Source organism: Solihabitans fulvus (assembly GCF_008386585.1).
Taxonomy (GTDB): Bacteria; Actinomycetota; Actinomycetes; order Mycobacteriales; family Pseudonocardiaceae; genus Solihabitans; species Solihabitans fulvus.
Genome location: NZ_VUOB01000010.1, coordinates 62127 through 87113, shown reverse-complemented (window position 1 = coordinate 87113; position 24987 = coordinate 62127). Strand labels below are relative to the sequence as shown.

Here is a 24987-nt window from a genome sequence, read left to right as displayed (position 1 = left end):
GTTCGCGCACGGTGACAGACCTCACCGGGTACGGCGTGCGGATGGTCCACGCAGGTCGATAGTGTCTGCCAAGGCCGCGTCCACGGTCCCGAATGACGGTTCAGCCGGCGCTTCAGGTCTTGCCTGGTGCGTATGAGCTTTCCGGGATCGCATCCAGGCCCTGCCTGGAGCGCCGGACCCAAGGACCACCCCTGGGACGCGGTCGAAGTCCGACACCGACGTCGCAGGAGACTCGAGTGGACCTGTACGAGTACCAGGCGAAGGATCTCTTCGCCGCCCACGAGGTCCCGGTACTGCCGGGAGACGTGGCAACCACCCCAGCCGACGCCAAGGCCATCGCCGAGCGCCTCGGTCAGACCGTGGTCGTCAAGGCCCAGGTCAAGACCGGTGGGCGGGGCAAGGCCGGCGGCGTGAAGCTGGCCGAGACCCCCGAGGAGACCGAGGCCAAGGCCGAGGCCATCCTCGGCCTCGACATCAAGGGCCACACCGTGCACCGCGTGCTGGTGACCCCGGCCTCCGACATCGCGGAGGAGTACTACTTCTCCTTCCTCCTCGACCGCACCAACCGCACCTTCCTGGCGATGGCCTCGGTCGAGGGCGGCATGGAGATCGAGGAGGTCGCCGCCACCAAGCCGGAGGCGCTGGCCAAGATCCCGGTCGACCCGATCACGGGTGTCGACCTGGCCAAGGCCAACGAGATCGTCGCCGCGGCGAAGTTCCCGGCCGAGGTCGCCGACCAGGTGGCCAACGTGATCGTGAAGCTGTGGGACACCTTCGTCGCCGAGGACGCCACGCTCGTCGAGGTGAACCCGCTGGTGCGCGACCCGCAGGACAAGATCATCGCGCTGGACGGCAAGGTGACCCTTGACGACAACGCGGCGTTCCGCCACCCGGCGCACGCCGACCTGGTCGACAAGCAGGCCGAGGACCCGCTCGAGGCCAAGGCCAAGGAGAAGCACCTCAACTACGTCAAGCTGGACGGTCAGGTCGGGATCATCGGAAACGGTGCCGGCCTGGTCATGTCCACTCTGGACGTTGTCGCGTACGCGGGCGAGAAGCACAACGGCGTCAAGCCGGCGAACTTCCTCGACATCGGCGGCGGCGCGTCGGCCGAGGTGATGGCCAACGGGTTGGACATCATCCTGCACGATCCGGACGTGCGCAGCGTCTTCGTGAACGTCTTCGGCGGCATCACCGCCTGTGACGCGGTGGCCAACGGAATCGTGGCCGCGCTGGGGATCCTTGGCGACGAGGCCACCAAGCCGCTCGTCGTCCGCCTCGACGGCAACAACGTGGAGGAGGGTCGCCGCATTCTCGCGGAGGCCAACCACCCGTTGGTGACCGTGGTCGACACGATGGACAACGCGGCCGACAAGGCCGCCGAGCTCGCAGCAGCGGGGGCGTGACCGATGGCTATCTTCATCACCGAGAACAGCAAGGTCATCGTCCAGGGGATGACCGGCTCCGAGGGCACCAAGCACACCAAGCGGATGCTGGCCTCCGGGACCAACATCGTCGGTGGCGTCAACCCGCGCAAGGCCGGTGAGAAGGTCGACTTCGACGGCACCGTGCTGCCGGTGTTCGCCTCCGTCGCCGAGGCCATGGAGGCCACCGGCGCGGACGTGACCGTCATCTTCGTGCCGCCGGCCCACGCCAAGGGCGCCGTGCTCGAGGCCATCGACGCCGGCATCGAGCTGGCCGTGGTGATCACCGAGGGCATCCCGGTGCACGACAGCGCCGCCTTCTGGGCGCACGCCGTCGCGACCGGCAACAAGACCCGGATCATCGGGCCGAACTGCCCCGGCGTGATCAGCCCCGGCAAGTCCAACGCCGGCATCATCCCGGCGAACATCAGCGGCTCCGGCAAGATCGGCCTCGTGTCGAAGTCCGGCACGCTGACCTACCAGATGATGTACGAGCTGCGGGACTTCGGTTTCTCCACCGCGGTCGGCATCGGTGGCGACCCGATCATCGGCACCACGCACATCGACGCGCTCCAGGCGTTCCAGGACGACCCGGAGACCGCTGCGATCGTGATGATCGGCGAGATCGGTGGCGACGCCGAGGAGCGGGCCGCCGACTACATCAAGGCGAACATCACCAAGCCGGTGGTCGGCTACGTCGCGGGCTTCACCGCGCCGGAGGGCAAGACGATGGGCCACGCGGGCGCCATCGTGTCCGGCTCGGCCGGCACCGCCGCCGCGAAGCAGGAGGCCCTCGAGGCCGCCGGGGTCAAGGTCGGCAAGACGCCGAGCGAGACCGCCGCGCTGATGCGGGAGATCATGCAGTCGATCGGCTGATCCCGATCGTCACACGCCGGGCCGGTCATCCGAATGGGTGGCCGGCCCGGCGTGCTTCGTCGTGGATTTGGCCGGTTGGGGGAACCTGGTCGCTCCGGTGTTCGTCCCATCGGGTGGATCAGCTAGCGTTTTGTCGCACAGTCACGTGTGACTTCTGGGTGGAGGAGGAGACCTCGCCATGTCCGTGCCATACGGCGCGCCTCAGCAACAGGCCGGCGGTTCGGCGTCACCGCTCGGCGGTATGAACCTCGGTCAGTTGATCGGCTTCGGGGTAACTCTGCTCGCCTTGGTGAGCTACTTCTGTGCCTTTGCAGGCGAAGCGTCCCTCGTCGGCATCACGGTGTACGTGCTGCTCGCCGGCGGACTGCTCGCCGCCCTGCCCGCGCTGCCCAAGGCGCCGGCGTCCGCGCTGCCGGTCGGCGCGCTGCTCAGCGTGATCGGCGCCCTGTGGGTGCTCCAGGTCGTGGTGAACTACTCCGGTAGCACGCCGGCGATCGTGGTCGTCATCCTGATCGCCGCCATCCTCCAGATGTTCGCGGCCGTCGGGGCCGTGCTGGCGGACGCGGGCATCCTCAAGCTCCAGCCGAAGCCGGCCGCGCCGTACGGCCAGCCGGGCGGCTGGAACCCGCAGTCCGGCGGCTTCCCGCAGGGCGGCCCGCAGACCGGCCAGTTCGGTCAGCAGCCCGGCCAGCAGCCGCAGCAGCCCGGCCAGCAGCCGCAGCAGCCCGGCCAGCAGCCGCAGCAGTTCGGCCAGCAGCAGCCGCCGGCCCAGCCGCAGCAGCCGCAGGCCCCGCAGCAGACCTCGTTCATGCCGCAGCCCGGCCAGTTCGGCCAGCCGGGACAGGTGGCCCAGCCCGGTCAGCCGCAGCAGTTCGGTCAGCCGGGCACGCCGCCCGGTGGCTTCAACGGCCCGACCCAGGGCTGAATCGCCGCGACGCCTCGGGCCCGTAACACCGCGCTGACCGCCGGTGTTGCGGGCCCGAGGCGTGTATGTCCGGACCTGATCAGCGGCGTGGCTCACCCGGACGGCCCAACTGAACTGCCAGAGTGGGAGGGTGCCGGTGCTCCAGCCCATGCCGCACGGAATCGCCGAATCCGTGCGTACGACCACCGAGCTGTCGCGCGCCGAACGGGCGCGCGTGCTCGGCCTGGCCGCCGCCGGCTCGGTGCTGCTGAGCTACGCGGCGATCGCCGCGCTGCTCGCCCTGGTCGCCTCGACGGCGGCGCAGGGCCGGTTCTCCCTCGCCGGGGTGCTGGCCGGCGCGATCCCCGGCTGGCTCGCCGCCCACCACGTCCCGCTGCGCCTTGACGGCGGTCAGCTCGGCGCGTTGCCGTTGCTGCCCATGGCGATCGTGCTGCTGCTGGCGGCGCGGGCCGCCGCGCGCGCCGCCCGACGGCTGCACCTCGACCAGCCGGTGCAGGCCCGACCCGTGGTGTTCGCCATCGCCGGGACGCACGCCGCGGCGGGCGGCCTGCTCGCACTCATGCTCGCCGACGCGCCGGTGAAGGCGACACCGGCGGTCGCCTTCTTCGGCTGCGGCGCGGTCGCCGGCCTGGCCGCCACGCTGGGGCTCGCGCGGCGCTGCGGGTTGCTGCGCGCCGCGCTCGACCGGCTCGACCCGGTGGCCCTTCGCGGCCTGATCGCCGGCGTCCTCGGGCTGTTCGCGCTGCTCGCGGCCGGCGCGGCGATCGTCGCCGTCAGCCTGCTGTCGTCCTGGTCGACGACCAGGACGCTGTTCGCGGCGGCCGGGCCGACGATGGGCGTTGAGTTCGGTGTCTGGCTGCTGTGCCTCGGCTACCTGCCCAACGCGGTGATCGCCGGGATGTCGTTCCTCGCCGGTTCCGGCCTGTCCATCGGCCACGCCACGATCAGCCCGCTGGAGTTCGTCGGCGGCTCGGTGCCCGCCGTGCCGTTGATGGCCGCGCTGCCGACCAGGCACGTCGGCTGGCTGCCCGTCGTGCTGGTGCTGCCAGCGCTGGTCGGTGGGCTGGTCGGCTGGAGCTGCCGCAGCGCCGCCGTCACCCCCGTCGGCCGCTTGCGTGCCGTGCTGGTGGCCGCCGTGGTGGTGGCGGGCGGCGGCCTGGTGCTCGCGGCGCTGGCCGGCGGGCGGCTCGGCGCGGGGCCCTTCGATCCGGTCACCGTGCCGGCCGGCCTGTTCGCGGTGCTCGGCTTCTGCTGGATCGCGGTGCCAGGCGGCCTGGTCGCCTGGTTCGTCCGGCCGCGGGACGTGCCGGCGCCCGTCGAGGTCGACGAGTCCGATGTGGACGAGTTCGACGCGGACGAGGACCTGGCCGGGGACGACGAGGAACTCGAGGCGTTCGAGGACGACCTGATCGGCCAGTTCGACGACGAGTTCGCCGAGGAGTTCCCCGCGGACTGGGACGCCGAGGACCTGATCGTCCTCGACGAGGAATCTGACGCAGAGGAGTCCGCAGAGGAGTCCGCCGTAGGGGAGTCCGCCAACGAAGAGCCCGTCGCCGAGGACGGCGGGTCGGGTTTTGCGGGCAGGTCGGCCGACTCGGCTGTGGACGCTGCGGACGCCGAGGAAGCCGGGGAATCGCCTGCGGGGGCGCGCACGGAGCGCGATCCCGCCGCCCGGCCGGACCTGGCGGACAAGAGCGACTAGCCACCGCTTACGCTGGTCGCGAGCTTTCGACGCGACCCGCCAGGAGATCACGCTGAGCGCAACAGACCAGCACAGCAACCGGCTCACCCTGCCGGTGCCGGCCAGAATCGTCGTACTCGTCTCCGGTTCGGGCACCCTGTTGCAGGCCCTGCTCGACGCGGCCGCCGACCAGGACTTCCCGGCACGGGTGGTCGCCGTCGGCGCGGACCGGTCCGACATCGAGGGGCTGGCCAGGGCCGAGCGGGCCGGCGTGCGGACCTTCGTGACCCGCCTGCGCGACCACGAGGACAGGACGGCGTGGGACACCGCGCTGACCGAGGCCGTCGCCGCGCACCGGCCGGACCTGGTGGTGTCGGCGGGATTCATGAAGATCGTCGGCCCAGCCTTCATCGCCGGTTTCGGCGGTCGGCTGGTGAACACGCACCCCGCCCTGCTGCCGGCCTTCCCCGGCGCGCATCCGGTGCGGGACGCCATCGCCTACGGTGTGCGCGTCACCGGGGCGACCGTGCACCTGGTGGACGAGGGCGTGGACACCGGGCCGATCCTGGCCCAGGAGGCCGTGTCGGTGCGTCCAGACGAGGACGTCGACGGCCTGCACGAACGGATCAAGGCGGTGGAACGTCGGCTGCTCGTCGACGTCGTCGCCAGGCTGGCCCGCGAGGGCTGCACCGTGAACGGACGAAAGGTGAGCATTCCGTGACCGCAACCCACTCCGCGGGGACTGTGCACGAACGGCGGCCGGTTCGCCGGGCACTGATCGGGGTTTCCGACAAGGCGGGGCTTGCCGAGCTGGCCGCCGGGTTGCACGCGGCCGGCGTGGAGATCGTCTCCACCGGTGGCACCGCCAAGGCGATCGCCGAGGCAGGCCTGCCGGTGACCCCGGTCGAGCAGGTGACCGGGTTCCCCGAGTGCCTCGACGGCAGGGTGAAGACCCTGCACCCGAAGGTGCACGCCGGCCTGCTCGCCGACACCCGGCGGCCTGCGCACGTCGAACAGTTGGCGCAGCTGGGCATCGAGCCGTTCGACCTGCTGGTGGTGAACCTCTACCCGTTCACCCAGACCGTCGCCTCCGGCGCCTCGCAGGACGACTGCGTCGAGCAGATCGACATCGGCGGCCCCGCCATGGTGCGCGCCTCGGCGAAGAACCACGCCAGCGTGGCCGTCGTGGTCGACCCGACCAGCTACGACTGGGTGCTCGACCAGGTGCGGGCAGGCGGCTTCACGCTCGCCGACCGGCAGCACCTCGCGGTGGCGGCGTTCCGGCACACCGCGTCCTACGACGTGGCCGTGGCGTCCTGGCTCGGCAGCTCGCTTGCCCCCGACGACGAGGGCTCCGGGTTCCCCGGCTGGGCGGGCGCGACCTGGCAGCGTTCCTCGGTGCTGCGCTACGGCGAGAACCCGCACCAGCGGGCCGCGCTCTACGTGTCGGCCGCCGACCCTGCCGGGCTGGCGACCGCGCAGCAGTTGCACGGCAAGGAGATGTCCTACAACAACTACGTTGACGCCGACGCCGCGTGGCGGGCCGCGTTCGACCACGACGAGGCATGCGTGGCGATCATCAAGCACGCCAACCCGTGTGGCATCGCGGTGTCCACTGTGGACGGTGCGGGCGCGATCGCGGACGCGCACCGGAAGGCGCACGCCTGCGACCCACTGAGCGCGTTCGGCGGCGTGATCGCGGCCAACCGCGAGGTCACCGTCGAGATGGCCGAGCAGGTCGCGGAGATCTTCACCGAGGTCGTGGTGGCGCCGTCCTACGCCGATGGCGCGGTGGATGTGTTGACACGCAAGAAGAACGTCCGCGTGCTGGTGGCGGAGCCCAGGGTGCGCGGCGGGGTCGAGCTCCGCGCGGTGTCCGGCGGCCTGCTCATGCAGACGGTCGACACCATCGAGGCCGACGGCGACGACCCGAAGAACTGGTCGCTGGCCTGCGGTTCGCCGGCCGACGAGCAGACGCTCGCCGACCTCGCCTTCGTCTGGCGGGCCTGCCGCGCGGTCAAGTCCAACGCGATCCTGCTCGCGCACGACGGCGCGACCGTCGGGGCCGGCATGGGCCAGGTCAACCGGGTCGACGCCGCGCGGCTCGCGGTGGCGCGGGCCGGCGACCGGGCAGGCGGCTCGGTGGCCGCCTCCGACGCGTTCTTCCCGTTCCCCGACGGCCTCCAGGTGCTGTTGGACGCCGGAGTGCGTGCCGTGGTGCAGCCGGGCGGCTCGGTGCGGGATGCCGAGGTGATCGCGGCGGCCGAGGCGGCCGGCGTGACGCTCTACCTGACCGGCACCCGCCACTTCGCGCACTGATCGGACCCTCTCGACCCTTTCGACCCCCGAGGCGGGCCCGGCACGCGATGCGCCGGGCCCGCCTCGACCGTTCGGCCCGCGTCCGCGCGTCGTTCGCTGATTCCTTTGTTGCGGGAATTCTCCGATCACCGGCAACCATGTGGGTGACGAATTCTGCGCGCCCGTACATTTCGGCTGGTACCTATTTCTGTCGACTGACGCAAACTCCGCCGGGCCGCCCACCGAATGGGCACCAGTCGCCCGTCCGTCCCGCCGGCGGGCCGGCCTGCACGTCGAGCGACTGCGTGACCTACGACCTGTCCACGCAGCTCACCTGCAACGAACACACCTCGGGGCCGACCTACGACGCCAGGTGGAGCACCGGCCTGTCCAGCAGGGTCGACGAGGCCGTCCTCGGCGGCCACATCACGGCGTTCAAGCTCCAGTACTTCAGCGGCGGCTGGTCCTCAGCGCTGCCCGAGCACGTCCTGCGCGGCCAGCTTCGTGATCCGCTCGCCCTCGTCGACCGGGAACGGTGTGTTGCCGAAGAAACCGCGGTTCTCGCCGATGTACTCGAACTTGTAGACGATCGAACCCTTGCGGATCACCAGGTCGACCTCCTGGCTGCCGGGCACCGGCGGCAGCGAGTAGCTGGCCTCGTCGCCGAGTCCCGGCACCTTCTTGACCGTCTCACCGCTCACCGGGTGGTCGGCGAAGCCGCTGTAAGCCTTGCCGGCCTGCTTCTCGGCGTCCTCCTTGAAGCCGCGGTAGTCGGTGACCAGGATGGCCAGCACGCGGCGGTCCGTGCCGTCCTTGCCCTCGGTCTGCTCCCACGAGCAGGTGGTTGACGGCACGAGGTCGTCCGGCTTCGACTTGGCCTTGAGGAAGAAGTTCGTGGTGTGCGCCTGCGCCTGGGTCTGCTCGCTGATCTTGCACTCGGGCGGCGGCTGCTGGCCGCTCGCCGCGCTGCCCTGCGCCTTGGAGTACGCGGAGTACAGGTAGAAGAAGTAGCCGCCCGCGCCGAGCAGCACCACGACGACGATCGCCAGGGTGACGATCAGTCCGGTGCGGCTCCTGCGTTTCGGCTGGCCGTACTGCGGTGGCTGGCCCGGCTGCGGCTGGCCCTGTTGCTGCTGGCCCTGCTGCTGCGGGTAGCCGTACGGCGGCTGGCCCTGCGGCTGCTGTCCCCAGCCCGGCGGCGGTGGTGCGGTCATGATCCCCCCTGGGATGAGCGCGGTGTGTCCGCGCGAGAGTCTGTCATCCGCGTATCCCCGCTGTTACCCAGAGTGGGGTTTTCCGGTCACCTAGTGGTGGTCCGGGTCGCGTTGAATCTCCCCCGATCAGGTGACCGGAACCCGTTGACAGCCAACCGGGCACACCAGCTACGATTCCCTTGTTCGTTCGAACGTATGTTCGATAACCAGGGTGGCCACCCTCGCGGACCGGCCATCCAACCACCGACTTCCTCACGGTGGTCCGTGCTTCAGGGGTGCTGCACGGCACACAGGAGGAGGGCTGGTGTCCAGGTCGGCTACGGCGTCGTTGACTGCGCTCCACGGGGTGAGTGCGGCCAGCGGGCTGACCACGACACCGGCTGATGTGGTCACGGGGCGGGTCCTGCCGGTGCACGCGGAACTGGCAGGCCTGCTCCCGTGGGGAGGATTGCGGCGCGGCAGCACGGTGTCGGTGCGCGGATCGACATCGTTGCTGCTGGCGCTGCTGGCCGTGGCGACGGCCGAGGGTTCGTGGGCCGCGGTGGTCGGCCTGCCCAGCCTCGGCGTGCTCGCCGCAGCCGAGCTTGGTGTGGCGGTGCACCGGCTCGCACTCGTCCCGCGCCCAGGGGCGGAGCTGGTCGGGGTGGTCGGCGCACTGCTCGACGGAGTGGATCTCGTCGTGGTCGCCGTCCCGGAACACTCCCAGCAACCCCACGGCCAGCGTTCCCACAGCAGGTCATCCCGCCCGCAGGTGATCACCGCCGATGTGGCTCGACGGCTCTCGGCCAGGGCACGGCAACGGCGGTCCGTGCTCATCCCGCTGGGGCCGTGGCCAGGGGCCGACCTCGAGGTCAGCTGCTCGGCGGGGCAGTGGCGCGGCCTCGGTCACGGTCACGGGCTCCTGCGGGAGCGGGACGTCGTGGTCAGCACCAGGGGCCGCGGCGCAGCGGCCCGCCCGGTGCGCCTCGACCTGCGGCTGCCCACCGAGGGCGGCTCGGTCCGACTCACGCAGGAACCGGTGCCGCAGTCGTTGATCCCCGACACCCTCGGCATCCCCGACGCCCTCAGCACCGCTGACGCTCTCGACACCGCCGGCAGCCGGGGCAACACCACTGGCAGCCCGGGTGCCTTCAACACGGCCGGCACCCCGAAGCGAGGTGACCTCCACCTTGCCTAACCAAGTCCTCCCCAACCAAGTCCTCCCCAACCAAGTCCTCCGCGCCCACGGTCCGGCCTCGGCGGCCTCGGCGGCCTCGGCGGCCTCGGCGGCCTCGGCGGCCTGGGCACCGGCCAGGCAGCGCCGCACGCTGCCCTCGCCGACGGAGCTGACCTGGGCACAACTGCTCGGCCCCGTCGCGGCTGGGCCGGCGCGGGGTCGGGTGCTTGGTCCTATCGCGGCTGGATCAGTGCGGGGTCGGGTGCTTGGTCCCGTCACGGTTGAGCCGGCGTGGGAGCGCGTGCTTGGCTCCGTCGCAGCTGGGTCGGCGCGGGAGCCTGTGTCTGGCTCAGCCGCTCGGCGGCGGGGTGGTGCGCCGCTCGGCGTCGCGCCCCTCACCGCTGTGCCCCTTACCGCTGTGCCCCTTACTGCGCCGCCCCTTACCGCTGCGCCGCTTGGGGGTGTACGGCCTGGGCGCGCGCGGGGCGGCGTCCGGTGGGGTGGCCTTTCGTCGAGCGCGCTGGATCAGCCATATTGCGACGCCGGCGAAGACCAGGTCGCCGGCGGCGATGGCGGCGCCCCAGCCGTACTGCCCGGCGAGAGTCGTGGCCGACCAGCCGAGCCAGCCGGCGATCGTCCCGGCCAGGACGATCCCCCGGCCGGCGAACAGCGCCATGATCGGCGGCACGCTCACGACCACCCCCAGGGCGGCCACCACCACTTCGGGGATCGTGTAGCTGTGCTGGAACCGGCTGCTCGACCTGGGCGGGCCGCCGGTCATCAACATCGGCAGCAGGAACAGGATGGGGACCAGCCCGAGGCCGCGAACCCACAAGGGCAGCCGGCTGGCGTAGTGGCCCTTGCGCGGTCCGGTGCTGTCGCCGAGTTCCTCCTCGTTGGCGCGGCCGTAACGCTGGACCCACCACAGGACACCAACCACCGCCGCCGCCGTGATCGGGCCGCTGATCCACAGCGGGAGGACGTCCTTGTTGAGGACGGGAGCGCTGCTGCTGGAGCCGCGCAGGCCGATCAGGAACGAGGCGGACACAGCGATGAACACGATCAGCCCGATGATCCCGGCGAACACCCCGAGGCAGCCGAGAAACGACAGATCCTGCGGCGATGTCGGTCGTCTGCCACGCCTGTTCATGGCGCGCATGTTAGGCCAACCGGCCTCCTGACCTGGGGCAATCGCCCGAAAAACCCCGGCCACCCCGAGAAGCACGGCGAACAGATGCCTGGTGAACCGTCCGACCGAACCCCACCTGCCCAGACGTTGGTCGTCTGGTGCCCCGACTGGCCGGTGGTCGCGGCCGCCGCCGAGGCCGGGCTGCCGCCCCAGATCCCGGTCGCGGTGCTCGCCGCCAACCGGGTGATCGCCTGCTCGGCCGTGGCCAGGGCCGAGGGAGTTGCCAGGGACATGAGCAAGCGCCCGGCCCAGGCCCGCTGCCCCGAACTGGTCGTGTTCGAGGACGACCAGGGGAGGGACGCGCGCCTGTTCGAGCCGGTGGCCGCCGCCGTCGAGGATCTCGCGCCGGGCATCGAGGTGTACCGGCCGGGAGTGGTCGCGGTGCCGGCGCGCGGTCCGGCCGGATACTTCGGCGGCGCCGAGGCGGCGGCCGAACGGTTGGTCGACCACGTCGCCGCGGCGGCCGGAGTGGAGTGCCAGGTCGGCGTCGCGGGCGGCCTGTTCGCCGCGACGCTGGCCGCGCACCGGGGGCTGGTCGTCCCCGACGGCGATACCGCGGCCTTCCTCGCGCCGCTGGGGATCGGCGAGCTGGACCAGCCGGCTGAACGACGCGGCAAGGGCCGGACCGAGCTGGTCGACCTGTTGCGCAGGCTCGGACTGCGGACCCTCGGCGCGTTCGCCGCGGTGCCCGAGCGGGACGTCGCGTCCCGGTTCGGCGGCCCAGCCGTGCTCGCGCACCGGCTGGCCAGGGGGCTGGAGGAACGCCCGCCCGCCCGCCGTCGCCCGCCTGCCGACCTGGCGGTCACCGAGGAACTCGATCCGCCGATCGAACGGGTCGACACGGCGGCCTTCGCGGCACGGGCGCTGGCCGAGCGGTTGCACGAGAAGTTGGCCGGCAGAGGACTCGCCTGCACCCGGCTGGCCATCCACGCCAGGACCGAGCGGGGCGAGGAGCTGTGCCGGGTCTGGCGGTGCGCGGAACCGCTGACCCCGGCGGGCCTCGCCGACCGGGTGCGGTGGCAGCTCGACGGCTGGCTCACCGGCCGGGGCCTGCGTCGGACGGCCGGGCCGAGCGCCGGCCTGACCCTGCTGCGGCTGGACCCCGAGGAGGTGGTCGACGCGACCGCGCTCCAGCTGGGGTTGTGGGCCGGGGCGGGCCAGGACCAGGGGGAGAACGCCGAGCGGGCCGGTCGGGTTCTGGTGCGGGTGCAGGGAATGCTCGGCCCGGAGGCGGTGGTCACCCCGGTGCTCGGCGGCGGGCGCGGCCCGGCCGACCGGGTGCGGCTGGTGCCGTGGGGCGACGAACGCAGCCCTGGGACGGATCCGGAACTGCCGTGGCCCGGCCGGCTGCCGCCGCCGTTCCCGGCCACGGTGCCCGACGAGCCGATCCCCGTGCAGGTGTTCGACGAGGAGGGGACGGAGGTCGGGGTGACCGGGAGGCACCGGTTGACCGCCGAGCCGTACCGCGTGGCGGTGGACGGGAGGCCGCCGCGTCGAGTGCGCGGCTGGGCGGGCCCGTGGACGGCTGACGAGCAGTGGTGGGAGCCGGCGAAGGCGCGCAGAAGGGCGCGGATCCAGGTGGTGCTGGCCGGGGAGCCGGGGAAGACGGAAGAGACGGCGTTGCTGCTGGTCCGCGAGGGCGGCCGGTGGACTGTGGAAGGGGAGTACGACTAGCCATGTCCGAGGACTTCTTGACCGAGGTGACCAAGCTGCTGGCCGGTTTGGAAACGCCCTGCCCCGAGCTGCGCGTGGACAGGGACGGAAGCAGGGACAGGAACAGGGATTGGGGCGTGGTCGGGGACGGCGCGGGTCCGGCTGTGTCGTGGCCCGGGTTGCGGGTCGGTGGGGATGGTGGGGATGGTGCCGGTCCAGCGTCGGCCTATCTCGAGTCGCTCCGTCCTGAGTCGGCCCGTTCCGAGTCGTCGTGGGTCGAGCCGCGCGTTGGTGGGGACAGTGCGGGTTCGACGGCGCCCCGCCCTGAGCCGCACGGTGACCGCGCGGGCCAGGCCGTGCCCCATCCCCAGCTGCGTCCCCGTCCACGGCCGCGCAAGAACAGCGCAGGCTCGGGTGTGCCGTGGCCGGGGCTGCGGATCAGCAGGGACAGCCTTGGTTCGATCCCGGCCTATCCAGCCGCGTTCGGGTGGAAGCCCTTGCCGCCCAACGTGATCCCGTTGCCCCGCAGTCCGCACGGCGAGGCCTGATGGGCTGGAACAACCCACCCATCCGGTGGGGCGAGCTGGAACGCGCGTTGTCCGGTCGGCCGCCGTTGCCGGGCCAGCAGCCCGGCGACGGCAACGACAGCCCGGCGTGGACGCGGCACCGGGACAGGTACTCGCTGCCCGAGGACATCGACCTGCCCGGCGCGGACGACCTCTGCGGCGTCGCGCGGGAAGACCGGCCCTCCGCCGCGTCGGAACGGCGGCCCTACGCCGAGCTGCACTGTCATTCCAACTTCAGTTTCCTCGACGGCGCCAGCCACCCGGAGGAACTGGTGGAGGAGGCCGCCAGGCTCGACCTGGACGCCATCGCGCTGACCGACCACGACGGCATGTACGGGGTGGTGCGTTTCGCCGAGGCGGCAAAGGAACTCGGCGTGCGCACGATCTTCGGCACGGAGCTGAGCCTGCACCTGCCCGAGCCCCAGAACGGCATCGCCGACCCGGTGGGCGAACACCTCCTGCTGCTGGCCGACGGAGCGTCCGGCTACCACGCTCTATGCAGGACCATCACCACGGGCCAACTGGCCGGCTATCCCGAAGAGTCCGACAACAACAGCAACCACCACGAGCACGACGCGAACCACTCCCAGAAGGGGCAACCGGTCTACGACCTGGACCGGATAGTCGCCGAGACCAGAGACCACTGCCTGGTGCTCACCGGTTGCCGCAAGGGCGCGGTCCGCCGCGCGCTGCTCCGCGACGGCCCGGCCGCGGCCGCCGACGAACTCCGCCGCCTCGTCTCGATGTTCGGCCGCGACAGGGTCTTCGTCGAGCTGATCGACCACGGCCTGCCCGAGGACAGCACGCACAACGACCTGCTCAACGGCATGGCGCGGGATCTCGGCCTGCCGACCGTGGCCACCAACGCCGTGCACTACGCGACGACCCGGCGCGCGCGGCTGGCCGCAGCCATGGCTGCGGTGCGGGCGACCAGGGGACTGGACGAGATGGCCGGCTGGCTGCCGCCCGCCTCCACCGCGCACCTGCGGTCCGGTGCGGAGATGGCCGAGCGGTTCCGCCGCTATCCCGGCGCGGTGCAGCGGGCCGCGTTGCTCGGCGTCGGCTGTGCCTTCGATCTTCGGCTGGTCGCCCCGAAGCTGCCGCCCTTCGACGTGCCGCAGGGCCACGACGAGGACAGCTACCTGCGCGACCTCACCTACACCCGCGCGCCCGCGCGGTTCGGCACCGCGACGGAGAATCCCCGGGCGTACCACCAGCTTGAGCACGAGCTGAGGGTCATCGAAGGCCTCGGCTTCCCCGGTTACTTCCTCGTGGTCGAGGACATCGTGCGGTTCTGTCGGAACAACGACATCCTGTGTCAGGGCAGGGGATCGGCGGCCAACTCCGCGGTCTGCTTCGCGCTCGGCATCACCCAGGTCGACGCGGTGCGGCACGAGCTGCTGTTCGAGCGCTTCCTGGCGCCTGCGCGGGACGGCCCGCCGGACATCGACCTGGACATCGAGTCCGACCGCCGCGAGGAGGCCATCCAGTACGTCTACCGGAAGTACGGCCGCTTGCGCGCGGCGCAGGTCGCCAACGTCATCACCTACCGGGCGCGGTCGGCGGTGCGGGACATGGCGCGGGCGCTCGGCTACACCGCCGGCCAACAGGACGCGTGGAGCAAGCAGATCGACCGTTGGGGTCCGCTTGAGTCCACAGTGGACGAAAGCGATATCCCGAGACCGGTGCTCGAACTGGCCGCGCAGTTGGAGAACTTCCCGCGCCACCTCGGCATCCACTCCGGCGGCATGGTGATCTGCGACCGCCCGGTGAGCGAGGTCTGCCCGGTGGAGCGCGCCAGGATGGACGACCGCACGGTGTTGCAGTGGGACAAGGACGACTGCGCGTCCATCGGCCTGGTCAAGTTCGACCTGCTCGGGCTCGGCATGCTCTCCGCCCTGCACTACGCGATCGACCTGGTGCGCGAGCACGAGGGCGTCCACGTGGACATGGGCGCGCTCGACCTGACCGACAAGGGCGTCTACGAGATGCTGCAACGGGCCGACTCGGTCGGCGTCTTCCAGGTGGAGAGCCGCGCCCAGATGGCCACGCTGCCTCGGCTGAAGCCGAAGAAGTTCTACGACCTGGTGGTCGAGGTCGCGTTGATCCGGCCAGGCCCGATCCAGGGCGGGTCGGTGCACCCCTACATCCGCCGGCACAACAAGCTGGAGGATGTCACCTACGACCATCCGCTGCTGGAACGCGCGCTGCGCAAGACGAAGGGCGTGCCGCTGTTCCAGGAGCAGCTGATGCAGATCGCCGTCGACGTGGCCGGGTTCAGCCCGGCCGAGGCCGACGAGCTGCGCAGGGCGATGGGCGCGAAGCGGTCCACCCAGCGGATGGAGCGGCTGCGCGAGCGCTTCCACGCCGGGGCCGCCGCCAACGGGATCACCGGTGAGCTGGCCGAGCAGATCTACCGGAAGCTGTTGGCGTTCGCCAACTTCGGCTTCCCGGAGAGCCACGCGCTGAGCTTCGCGCACCTGGTGTTCGTCAGCGCCTGGTTCAAGCTGCACCATCCCGCCGCGTTCTGTGCCGCGCTGCTGCGGGCGCAGCCGATGGGGTTCTACTCGCCGCAGTCGCTGGCGGCCGACGCCCGCCGGCACGGCGTCGAGGTGCGCGGCCCGGACGTCAACGCGAGCCTGGCGCATGCCACTCTCGAACCGAGGACACCGGACAGCTCGGAGCAGGCCGTGCGGATCGGCCTCGGCGTGGTGCGCGCCATCGGCCAGGATCTCGCGGAGCGGCTGGTCACCGAGCGGCGGCGGGGCGGCGACTACCGGGACATGGCCGACCTGGCCAGGCGGGTCCGGCTCAGCACGCCGCAGGTCGAGGCGTTGGCCACGGCTGGGGCGTTCGGCTGTTTCGGCGTGGACCGGCGGCAGGCGCTGTGGGCGGCGGGTGCGGTGGCCGGCGAGCGGCCGGATCGGTTGCCCGGCACCACTGTCGGCCTGCGCGCGCCCGCGCTGCCTGGGATGGACGAGGTGGAGCTCGCGGTCGCGGATGTGTGGGCGACCGGCCTGTCGCCGGACAGCTTCCCGACCCAGTTCGTCCGCGGCCGGCTCGCGTCACTCGGCGCGCTGCCGGCCGCCGAGCTTGCCAAGGTCGACGACGGCAGCCGGGTGCTGATCGGCGGCGCGGTGACCCATCGGCAGCGGCCGGCCACCGCGGGCGGGGTGACGTTCCTCAGCATCGAGGACGAGACGGGCATGGTGAACGTGGTCTGCTCACCCGGCCTGTGGGCGCGCTACCGGCGGGTGGCGCGGGCGAGTCCCGCGCTGCTGATCCGGGGTGTGGTGGAGAAGGCCGACGGCGTGGTGAGCCTGCTCGCGGACCGATTGCAGCATCTCGATCTCCGCATTCCGTCCCGCTCCCGCGACTTTCGTTAGCCGCTTTCCCGTCAGTCGGATTCCGTCAGTCGGGTTTCCGTCGGCGCGATTTCCGTGAGTGGGTTTTCCGTTGGCGCGCCCGAAAACCGTTCGTCAAATGGTCCTGGAGTCTCGCGTGCCGGAACTGGTAGACCGCGCCGGCCTGACGCAGCACGCCCCGCTGATAGGCGTCGTCGAGGAAATCGGTCACCGCCAACGGCAGCCGTCCCCTTAGCGGCAGCCAAATGCGCGCCAGCGCCACCCACCGGCCCCAGGCGGTCAGGCTGATCGCGTAACCGATCCCGCCGCCGATCCCGCCGACGAGCCCCCACACGATGCCGCCAAGCACGGTGAACACGAGCGGGCCGAGGATTCCCTGGAGAAGCGCGACGGAGAGCACGCCGCCAAGCACGACCGTGAGCCCGAACACCGGCACCCACACGAGCAGTTGGAGGCCGACGGTCCTGCGGTTGGTGTTCAGCAGTTCGGTGGGGCTGGCGGCCAACCTGATGTCCAGCGGCGCCTCAAGCCAGCTCATCAGCCCGTACACGAGCCCGGCGCCGAGCCCGAAGACGAGCCCCCACACGGACGCGTCGATGAGCCCCGCCCGCAGCCACGTCTCGAGGTAGCCGGACAGGATTCCCTGCACGCCCCCGAAGACCAGGCCGTAGCCGACGCCGAACATCAGGCCGCCGGCCAGGCCGACCACGATCCGGCGGGCGAGGCGTCGCCTGACCTTCCTGGTCGAGCCCCGGAACTGGATGTGCACGCGCGAGGGCTCGAAGGTCGTGCCGCCGGGCCGGCTGGTCAGCCAGTGCATGGACCCGAAGGCGAGCCCGGCCGTGCCGCCCACGATGAGCGCGTCCGCGAGGCTGTACCGCAACCAGACGCCGAAGCCGACGTCGAACCCGCCGAGGAACCCGCCGAGGACGCCGGCGACGAGCCATTCCACGATGCCGATCAGCAGCCCGGCCAGGACACCGACCGCGGCCGCGCGCGACGAGCGGCGCATGCTCGTGCCGAGCTGCCACCAGGCGAGGTCGTGCGTGCCGAGCCGGTGGAGGTGTCCGGCGAGGTAGCCGAGCCAGTGCTCGGCGCGGTCGGGGTCCCACTGCCGGCGTCGGGGCCGGTGCTGCCCGGTGTCGGGCTGGTAGCGGTAGACGGTGGGGATGAAGCTGTCCAGCAGGTGGTCCTCGAGGGCCTCCGGAGTGCCGAACCGCCCGGTGTCCAGCAGCGTCGCCGGATCGTGGTCGGGGGTGTTGCTGTAGATCGTGCGGGCGAGCATGACCATCAGCGGCGTGGTCAGCACTGCGGCGAGGTTGACGCTGGCCGCGCTGTCGGGCCGTTCGCGCAGCTCGGCCAGCACGGGATCCCAGACGGTCGCCTCGGCCGAGGTCCTCCTGGTGGTGCGCGGCAGGTAGTTGACCACGTCCGTCAGGGTGAGGTCGACCAGCTCGACGCAGGCCGCCGAGGTCAGCACGTCCGTGCCGGCCACGGCGGCGGCATACTCGGCGGGCCGGCTGGTGAGCAGCATCGGCAGGGTGGTGGCGTTGAGGGCCTCCAGCGCGGCGCGGTGCAGGCCATGGGCGATCTCGTCGAACCCGTCGAGGACGGGCAGCACCAGGTCGGCCTCGACCAGCGCGGCGGCGAGCGTCGACCCGCCGGGGCCCGGCGCGGCCAGGCCGGGGTAGTCGCGCACGAGCTGGCCGGTCAGCCATTCGCGCAGCGAGGTGGTGGTCGGGCTCCACGAGCCGAGGTTGAAGATCACCGGCACGGCGTTCGCGCGGGCCCGCTTCCTGAGCAGGTCGAGGACGAACCGCACGGTCAGGATCGTCTTTCCCGAGCCGGCCCTGCCGAGCACCACCAGGCGGCCGGACGGTAACCGCTGGTAGGCGTCGAGGATCCCGTCCAGCTCGCCGGCGAGGTCGAGCGGGCCGGGGCGCTCGCCGGCCGGGGCGCGGCGGATGTTGGCCCAGTGGTCCATCAGGTGTTCGTCCGCAGCCTGCCACCGCACCGGCAGCGGGAACGGGTCCTGGATCTGCCGCTGCTCCTCCTCGCGCTGCCAGCGGGTGCCCACCGTCAGCGCGAGCTGGTCGGCCGTCTCGGCCAACGTGTCGTGCAGCGCCGAGCGAGACCGCCCGGCCGAGGCCCCCGGTTCCGGCCGGTGCTCGGACACGTGCCCGGTGCCGCCCGCCTCCGGCGGTGCCGACGGCTCGGGCCCGGTCGGGCCCGCCGCCGCGGCCAGCAGCTCGTCCCGATCGGCCGGGGCGAGCGCCAGCGCGTCGGCCAGCATCCGTACCGTCGCCACCCTGGGGTCGGTGCGCTCGCCGGTCTCGAAGCCGCGGATGGTCCGGACGCCGATGCCGGACCGTTCCGACAGCCGCTCCTGGGTCAGGCCCGCCTGGCGCCGCAGCCGCCGGAGCAGCGCGCCGAACTGGTTCGTCAAGCCGGCGGCCCTTCCGTCATGGCGTCTGTTCCCAGGTGCGAACTCTAGTGCTCAGTACTGATGGGCCTACCGGCCATAAACGGCCGGTTCCCTGGCCTGGCCCGTTGACCGGCCCGAACGCCACGATCAGGACTCCGGCCACATCGCGAAGAACGGGGAGTCCGCCATGGCGCCGACCACATCCGCCGACCAGCTGCTCGGTGCCGCGGTGCGTCCGGCCGCCGCCAGAATGCTCACGGTCCGCGAGCACGAGGTGCTTCGGGTGGTCGGCAGGGGCCTGACCAACTCCGAGATCGCGGCCCGGCTCGGCATCTCCGACGTCGCCGTGGCGAGCCACACCGCGCGGATCCTGACCAAGCTCGGGCTGCGCGACCGGGCCGCCGCCATCGTCTACGCATTCGACCACGGGATCGTCATCCCCGGCCAGTGGCCTGCTCCGGTCGGCAAGGGCCAGGCGGTGTGGGCGGAGAAGCCGGCGGGCCAGGCGCTGCGGATGACCTTCCGGGAGCCGGCGTTGCCGCCGGTCGCGTCGAGCGTCGTGTCGGTGTCGGTGCCCGCGCAGGCCCCGGCCCCGGTCAAGGGGCCCCGGCTTCGGCTGTCGGTGCTCGGCCAGTTGCGGGCCTGGTGCGACGACGAGCCGCTCGACCTCGGGCCGGTCCGCCAGCAGGCGCTGTTGGCCGCGTTGGCGCTGCGCCCGGACGTGACGGTCAGCCAGCGGGAGCTGCTGGACGGGGTCTGGGGGCTGGAGTCGCCGGTCGGGAACGTCGTGCCGGTGTACGTGTACCGGCTGCGCAAGTGCCTCAAGCTCGGCGACAGCAGGCCCGACTCGGTGATCAGCCGGGACAGGTGCGGCTACCGCTTCGTCGGCGCCGGGATGTCGCTCGACTCGACGCGGATGGAGGAGATCGTCGCCGAGTCGGACCGGGTGCAGCGGTCCGGCGACCTGGCCGAGGCGGTCGCCGGGTACGCGAGGGCGCTCGACCTGTTCCAGGGCGAGCCGCTGGCCACGCTGCCGGGGCCGTTCGCCGAGCTGGAGCGGCTGCGGCTGACCGAGCGCAGGATGGCGCTGTCGCTGCGGAAGCTGTCGTGGCAGCTGCGGCTCGGCCGGCACGCCGAGGCGGTCGGCGAGCTGTGGGCCCTGGTGCCGGAGCACCCGCACAGCGAGCCGCTTGCCGTGTTGCTGATGCACGCCATGTACCGCAGCGGCCGGCGGGCCGACGCGCTGGCCGTGTACACCCAGACGCGCCGCAGGCTGATCGACGACCTCGGCATGGAGCCCGGCTCGGTGCTCCGGCGGGCGCAGCAGGCGGTGCTGCGCGGCGACGACACGCTTTTCGGCGACGAATAGCCGCGCCTGCCACCGGTTTTTCCCCAGAACGGGATCAGCAGAACGGGATCGCCGGACCATTCCGGGCGATCCCGTTCCGCGTAGCCGGGAAATGCTGACTCAGGAAATGCGGCGGATGCGTCGGACGGCGAAGTAGGCCAGGAGCACCACGAGGACGAGGAAGATCCCGGTCTCGATTCCCTGGAAGGCCCAGAATCGGCTGCCCGGTTGGAAGAGCTGCCAGTTGTACGAGCCAGCTCCGACGCCCATGTCAGCGCCGCAGCTCGCGCCGGGGCCCGTCGCGTTCGGCGGGCACATGATCTCCGCGTTGGCCGCGACGAGCTTGCCGGCGGCGTCCCGGACGCCGTGCGACAGCACCCAGTCGCCGAGCGCCGTGTTCGGTTGGACGATCGCGCCCTGCACGGGGTAGGTGAGCGTTTCGGCCGGCAGGTAGTTCGGCCGGGCCAGCGTGGTGAGCGCGACTCGCACACCGACGAAACCGGCCAGGGTGGCGGCCATCGCGGGCAGCACCTTCGGCCAGACGGTGCCGGCGAACACGCCGAGCGCGACCGCGAAGAGCGTGTAGCCGATCGGCGCGAGGCCCTGCATGTCGAAGTAGAACACGTCGAAGCGGGTCAGCTGCCCTGCCTGACTCAGCGGGGTCATCCACCAGGACACGCCGAACCCGTAGAGCGCCGAGGCCACAAGCGTTGCGGCGCCGACCATTCCGAACTTCACCAGCGCCCAGTGCCGTCGGCTGATGCCCTGCGTCCAGACCAGCCGATGGGTGCCCTGCTCGATCTCGCGGGCGACCAGCGGCGCGCCCCAGAACAGCCCGACCACCAACGGCAGGAACAGGAACAGCACGCCGATCATGCCGAACACGCGGTACTGGCCGTTGAACTCGCGGAACGCCGCGTCGCAGGTGCCGGCGCCGATGGGGGTCTGGGACAGCTGGGCGGTGCCCAGCTTCGCGACGCAGTCGGTCAGCCCGAGCCGGTCGAAGGTGCCCCGCATCGCGAGGCCCGTCGGGATGATCAGCGCGGCGAGGACCGCGAGCCCGATGGCGGTGAACAGGGCCTGCTTGCGGTGTTGCCGCCAGGTCAGCCAGATCATGCCGGCACCCCCCATGCCTCGTGGTTCGTGTTCGTGTCGCCGTCGGCGAGGTAGGCCAGGATGAGGTCCTCCAGCGTGACCTCGTGCACCGTCCACGCCGGATCGTTGATGGATCCGTTGGTGCGGACCAACAAGGTGGACTGCCGGTCGGTGTGGCTGGCCCGCACGATCTCCGCGACGCCGCGGATCGGCTCGCCGCCGTGCCGGGGGCCGACCAACTGCCGGTGCCCGTCGACGATTTCGTCGACGGAGCCGGATAGCCGCGCCCGCGCGGTGCTCAGCACGATCACGTGGTCGCAGACGCGTTCGAGGTCGGCGAGCAGGTGCGAGGACAGCAGCACGGTGGTGCCGGCTTCGGCGACGCTGCCCATCAGCGACTGGAGGAACTCCCTACGCGCCAACGGGTCTAGGCTGGCGACCGGCTCGTCCAGCAGCAGCAGCCGGGGCCGTTTCGCCAGCGCGAGGGCGAGCGCGACCTGTGCGCGCTGCCCGCCGGACAGCCGGCCGACCGGCTTGTCCGGTGGGATGCCGAGCTGCGCAAGCCTGGTGCGGGCCAGCGTCGCGTCCCAGCGCTCGTTCAGCTTGCCGCCCATGGTGACCAGCTCGGTCGCGGAGAAGTCCCGGTACACCGGGGTGTCCTGGGCGACGAAGCCGATGTCGGCCAGGATGGAGGTGTTGGCGTAGGGGGATTCGCCGAAGATCCGCACCGTCCCGGCGTCGGGGCGTAACAGCCCGACGGCCAGGTGCAGGAGCGTGCTTTTGCCAGCGCCGTTGGGCCCGACGAGCGCGGCGACGCGTCCGGCCGGCAGGTGCAGCGAACAGTCCCGCAGCGCCCAGTTGCCTCCGTAGCGTTTACCCAGTTGGTCGGTCTCCAGCACCATGTCCATGTCGTGCCTCTCACGTGGTTTTCGGCTGCGGCGATTCGGCGGGGAGCGTGGCGCGCATCGTCGTCTCGACCAGGGCGGTGACGTCCTCGTGCGTCAGCCCGGCGGCCTGCGCCCGGTGCAGCCACGCCACCAGGTCGGCGCGCAGCTCGGACTGGTTGGGCAGGGACGCGCCGGCGAGGGTGCGCGTGACGAACGTGCCCACCCCCGGCCTGCCCTCCGCGAGGCCCTCGATCTCCAGCTCGCGATACGCCTTCAGCACCGTGTTCGGGTTGATCGCCAGTGACTGCGCGACGTCGCGCACCTTCGGCAGTCGGTCCCCCGGCGCGAGCAGACCCACGCGCAGGGCCTGTTTCACCTGCTGCACGAGCTGCATGTAGGTGTTCACCTTCGACCGGCCGTCCAACACGAACTCGATCACTCGCGACGGCCTCTCTGTTGTCCTATGACAGTAGGACTATGGGACAGCCTGATCGTCGGGCGACACGCTGTCAAGGTCGACTTGGGTTTCGTGGGCGGCGGGTACCGCCAGTCGGCCGCCAGGCCCGTGGTGAGCTGGGATTCCTTGGCGGGCAACGGAAATTAAGAAAAAACTAAATGGAAACTAGCTGAGCCAGCCGCCGGCGATGGTCACCGAGATGACCGTCATCGCGATCCCGAACAGCAGGTAGATCAGCACGTCGACGCCACGCCGCCGGATCGCGAGCAGGCCGGCCTGCTCGTCGGACATCAGCACCCGCAGCACCGCCGCCACCAGCAGGGCGAAGCCGATCAGCACCGCGCCCTGCCGCCAGTGGTACTGCACGATCCGGACCAGACCGCCGCCGGTGATCGCGAGCACCAGCGCGAACGGCAGGTGCGCCGCCGCGCCGGACCGCCGGTGGTGCTGCCCGCCGGCCGACTCGCCGGTGCCGGCCTCCGGCTCCCGAACTCCCGGGTTGTGCCTCATGACGCGGCGGGCCCGCCCAGCGCACGCTCGGCGATCTCGACGGTGTTGGTCAGCAGCATCGCGATCGTCATCGGCCCGACGCCGCCGGGGTTGGGCGAGAAGAACCCGGCGACCTCGCGGACGGCCGGGTCGATGTCGCCGGCGATCTTGCCATCGGCGGTTCGGCTCACGCCGACGTCGAGCACCGCGGCGCCAGGCTTGACCATGTCCGCGGTGATCAGCCCCGGCTGGCCGGCCGCCGCGACGACGATGTCGGCCCTGCGTACCTCGGCGGCCAGGTCCTTGGTGCCGGTGTGGCACAGCGTCACGGTGGCGTTCTCGGTGCGCCTGGTGAGCAGCAGCCCGATCGGGCGGCCAACGGTCACGCCGCGGCCGACGACGGTGACGTGCGCGCCCGCGATCGGCACCTCGTAGCGACGCAGCAGCGCGACGATGCCGCGCGGGGTGGCCGGCAGCGGGGCCTGCTCGCCGAGCACCAGCTTGCCGAGGCTCACCGGGTGCAGGCCGTCCGCGTCCTTGGCCGGGTCGATCCGCTCGAGCGCGGCCCCGGCGTCCAGGTGGCCGGGCAGCGGGAGCTGCACGATGTACCCCGTGCACGCCGGGTTCGCGTTCAGCTCGTCGAGTACCGCGTTCAGCTCGTCCTGGGTGGTCTCGGCCGGCAGGTCGCGCCGGATCGAGGTGATGCCGACCTTGGCGCAGGCCGCGTGCTTGCCCTTGACGTAGGAGTGCGAGCCCGGGTCGTCGCCGACCAGCACGGTGGCCAGGCCGGGCACCGCCCCGCGTTCGGCGAGCGCCGCGACCCGCTCGCGCAGGTCGTCGAAGATCGCGTCGCGGGTGGCCTTGCCGTCGAGAGTCGTCGCGGTCACGACCGCCATCATCGCAGAGCGTGTGTTCGGTCCGCTCGGCGCGTGCGGACGGCCGCGACGCCGACCGCGACCAGGGTGAGACCCGTGCCGATCAGGCTGGACGGGCCGAGCCGGTGGCCTGCGGTCGGCGCGAACAGGTCGAGCAGCAACGAGCCGACGAGCTGGCCGGACACCGAGCACAGCCCGACCATCAGCACGCCGATCAGCCGCACCGCCCCGACCGACGTGCCGATGGCGACGATCGCCAGGCATCCCGCCGTGTACAGCCACCACTGGCCGGGCGGGGCGGCCGGCGTGCCGCGCAGCAGCACGTCGACGCCGAACACGAGCAGCAGCGCGCCGAACCCCACCGCGAAGTTGACCATCGCGGCGACCGTCGTGTTGCCGGCGGCCCTGCGGACCAGGCCGTTGACCGCCTGCTGCCAGCCGACCGCCACGCCGGCGAGCGCCGGGAGCACGGCCAGCCACAGCACGCTCGGCCTGCCGAAGTCGCCGGACACCGCGACGCCGACGGCGACCACCGCGAGGGCCGCGCCGGCCACCCTCGGCCCGGTCAGCGGCTGCCGGCCAGCGGGCCCGACCCCGGCCCGGTCCACCACGAGGCTGCTCACCACCTGCCCGGCGACCACCGCGACCGTGAAGACGGCGACGCCGAGCAGCGCGATGGTCACGCCCTGGCTGGTCACCAGGAACGCGCCGCACACCCCGCCGAGGCACTGCCACCAGCGCAACCGGCCGCCGCGCAGCTCGGCGCGCAGCCGCGCCGCGCCCCGCCGGCCGGCCGGCAGCGCGGCGACGGCGGCGACCAGCAACAGCAACCCGGAGCCGAAGGTGAACAGCGCGGCGGCGACGCCGTCGCCCAACTGGGCGCCGAGCTGGCCGTTGACCCTGCCCTCCCCGGCCACCGCCAGGCCGCCGATCCCCGCGAGGGCGGCCCCGGCGACCCTCCGCACTGTGCTGAAGTCGGTCTCGGACTCGACGGCCTCGGCCTGCGACTCATCGGTGGCACGCACTGACCTAGTCTCGGGGAGTTCGACCGACCTCGATGCCCA

Annotated in this window: 19 protein-coding genes; 10 read left to right on the top strand and 9 right to left on the bottom strand. The window is 71.9% G+C overall.

What is annotated here, in order from left to right:
• Positions 1-236: 236 nt before the first annotated feature.
• The 6 genes from sucC to purH all read left to right on the top strand — a co-directional run bounded on the left by sucC (position 237) and on the right by purH (position 7225).
• On the top strand, positions 237-1406 hold the full coding sequence (gene sucC, locus F0L68_RS05930; RefSeq protein ID WP_149848437.1) for an ADP-forming succinate--CoA ligase subunit beta: 1170 nt from the start codon (positions 237-239) through the stop codon (positions 1404-1406).
• Positions 1407-1409: 3 nt separating this feature from the next.
• Positions 1410-2300 carry a succinate--CoA ligase subunit alpha gene (sucD, locus tag F0L68_RS05925; protein WP_149848436.1) on the top strand — a complete coding sequence of 297 codons (891 nt, stop codon included), beginning with the start codon at positions 1410-1412 and terminating at the stop codon, positions 2298-2300.
• Positions 2301-2478: 178 nt separating this feature from the next.
• On the top strand, positions 2479-3225 hold the full coding sequence (locus F0L68_RS42180; RefSeq protein ID WP_188316416.1) for a DUF5336 domain-containing protein: 747 nt from the start codon (positions 2479-2481) through the stop codon (positions 3223-3225).
• A gap of 130 nt (positions 3226-3355) precedes the next feature.
• Entirely contained in the window at positions 3356-4927 is a 1572-nt protein-coding gene (locus F0L68_RS05915; protein WP_149848435.1) for a cell division protein PerM, read from the top strand.
• Between the two features lie 94 nt (positions 4928-5021).
• A complete protein-coding gene (purN, locus tag F0L68_RS05910) occupies positions 5022-5627 on the top strand; it encodes a phosphoribosylglycinamide formyltransferase (RefSeq protein WP_149848434.1) in 606 nt (201 codons plus the stop codon).
• Positions 5624-7225, top strand: coding sequence for a bifunctional phosphoribosylaminoimidazolecarboxamide formyltransferase/IMP cyclohydrolase (gene purH / locus F0L68_RS05905; protein WP_223198536.1), 1602 nt, complete (start codon positions 5624-5626; stop codon positions 7223-7225). The genes purN and purH overlap by 4 nt, the downstream gene beginning before the upstream one ends.
• 446 nt (positions 7226-7671) lie before the next feature.
• Here purH and F0L68_RS05900 read toward each other — a convergent pair whose 3' ends face one another.
• Positions 7672-8418 carry a flagellar basal body-associated FliL family protein gene (locus tag F0L68_RS05900; protein WP_149848433.1) on the bottom strand — a complete coding sequence of 249 codons (747 nt, stop codon included), beginning with the start codon at positions 8416-8418 and terminating at the stop codon, positions 7672-7674.
• A gap of 346 nt (positions 8419-8764) precedes the next feature.
• Between F0L68_RS05900 and imuA' the strand changes: the two genes are divergently transcribed.
• The gene (gene imuA', locus F0L68_RS05895) at positions 8765-9595 is read left to right on the top strand and encodes a DnaE2-dependent mutagenesis accessory factor ImuA' (RefSeq protein ID WP_306463143.1); all 831 of its coding nucleotides are present in this window, start codon (positions 8765-8767) and stop codon (positions 9593-9595) included.
• 328 nt (positions 9596-9923) lie between these two features.
• On the opposite strand, the gene F0L68_RS05890 is transcribed toward imuA', so the two are convergent.
• Positions 9924-10724: a hypothetical protein gene (locus tag F0L68_RS05890; RefSeq protein WP_149848432.1), complete on the bottom strand. Its 801-nt coding sequence runs from the start codon at positions 10722-10724 to the stop codon at positions 9924-9926.
• 84 nt (positions 10725-10808) lie between these two features.
• Here F0L68_RS05890 and F0L68_RS05885 point away from each other — a divergent pair, with 84 nt between their 5' ends.
• On the top strand, positions 10809-12437 hold the full coding sequence (locus F0L68_RS05885; protein ID WP_149848431.1) for a DNA polymerase Y family protein: 1629 nt from the start codon (positions 10809-10811) through the stop codon (positions 12435-12437).
• 526 nt (positions 12438-12963) lie between these two features.
• The gene (locus tag F0L68_RS05880) at positions 12964-16368 is read left to right on the top strand and encodes an error-prone DNA polymerase (RefSeq protein ID WP_149848430.1); all 3405 of its coding nucleotides are present in this window, start codon (positions 12964-12966) and stop codon (positions 16366-16368) included.
• A gap of 25 nt (positions 16369-16393) precedes the next feature.
• On the opposite strand, the gene F0L68_RS05875 is transcribed toward F0L68_RS05880, so the two are convergent.
• On the bottom strand, positions 16394-18793 hold the full coding sequence (locus tag F0L68_RS05875; protein WP_149848429.1) for a helix-turn-helix domain-containing protein: 2400 nt from the start codon (positions 18791-18793) through the stop codon (positions 16394-16396).
• 166 nt (positions 18794-18959) lie between these two features.
• On the opposite strand from F0L68_RS05875, the gene F0L68_RS05870 reads away from it, so the two are divergent.
• The gene (locus F0L68_RS05870; RefSeq protein WP_223198535.1) at positions 18960-20141 is read left to right on the top strand and encodes an AfsR/SARP family transcriptional regulator; all 1182 of its coding nucleotides are present in this window, start codon (positions 18960-18962) and stop codon (positions 20139-20141) included.
• 99 nt (positions 20142-20240) lie between these two features.
• On the opposite strand, the gene F0L68_RS05865 is transcribed toward F0L68_RS05870, so the two are convergent.
• From F0L68_RS05865 to F0L68_RS05840, 6 genes are all read right to left on the bottom strand, one after another.
• Positions 20241-21236, bottom strand: a complete 996-nt coding sequence (locus F0L68_RS05865; protein WP_149848428.1) for an ABC-2 membrane transporter-related protein — start codon at positions 21234-21236, stop codon at positions 20241-20243.
• The gene (locus F0L68_RS05860) at positions 21233-22123 is read right to left on the bottom strand and encodes an ABC transporter ATP-binding protein (RefSeq protein ID WP_149848427.1); all 891 of its coding nucleotides are present in this window, start codon (positions 22121-22123) and stop codon (positions 21233-21235) included. The genes F0L68_RS05865 and F0L68_RS05860 overlap by 4 nt, the downstream gene beginning before the upstream one ends.
• A 10-nt stretch (positions 22124-22133) precedes the next feature.
• Entirely contained in the window at positions 22134-22541 is a 408-nt protein-coding gene (locus tag F0L68_RS05855) for a GntR family transcriptional regulator (RefSeq protein ID WP_149848426.1), read from the bottom strand.
• Positions 22542-22724: 183 nt separating this feature from the next.
• The gene (locus tag F0L68_RS05850; RefSeq protein WP_149848425.1) at positions 22725-23069 is read right to left on the bottom strand and encodes a DUF3017 domain-containing protein; all 345 of its coding nucleotides are present in this window, start codon (positions 23067-23069) and stop codon (positions 22725-22727) included.
• Complete coding sequence (locus tag F0L68_RS05845) at positions 23066-23935, bottom strand: bifunctional methylenetetrahydrofolate dehydrogenase/methenyltetrahydrofolate cyclohydrolase (protein ID WP_188316415.1); 870 nt, start codon at positions 23933-23935, stop codon at positions 23066-23068. Before F0L68_RS05845 ends, F0L68_RS05850 begins: the two co-directional genes overlap by 4 nt.
• Before the next feature lie 8 nt (positions 23936-23943).
• The gene (locus F0L68_RS05840; protein ID WP_149848423.1) at positions 23944-24948 is read right to left on the bottom strand and encodes a DMT family transporter; all 1005 of its coding nucleotides are present in this window, start codon (positions 24946-24948) and stop codon (positions 23944-23946) included.
• Between the last annotated feature and the right edge of the window lie 39 nt (positions 24949-24987).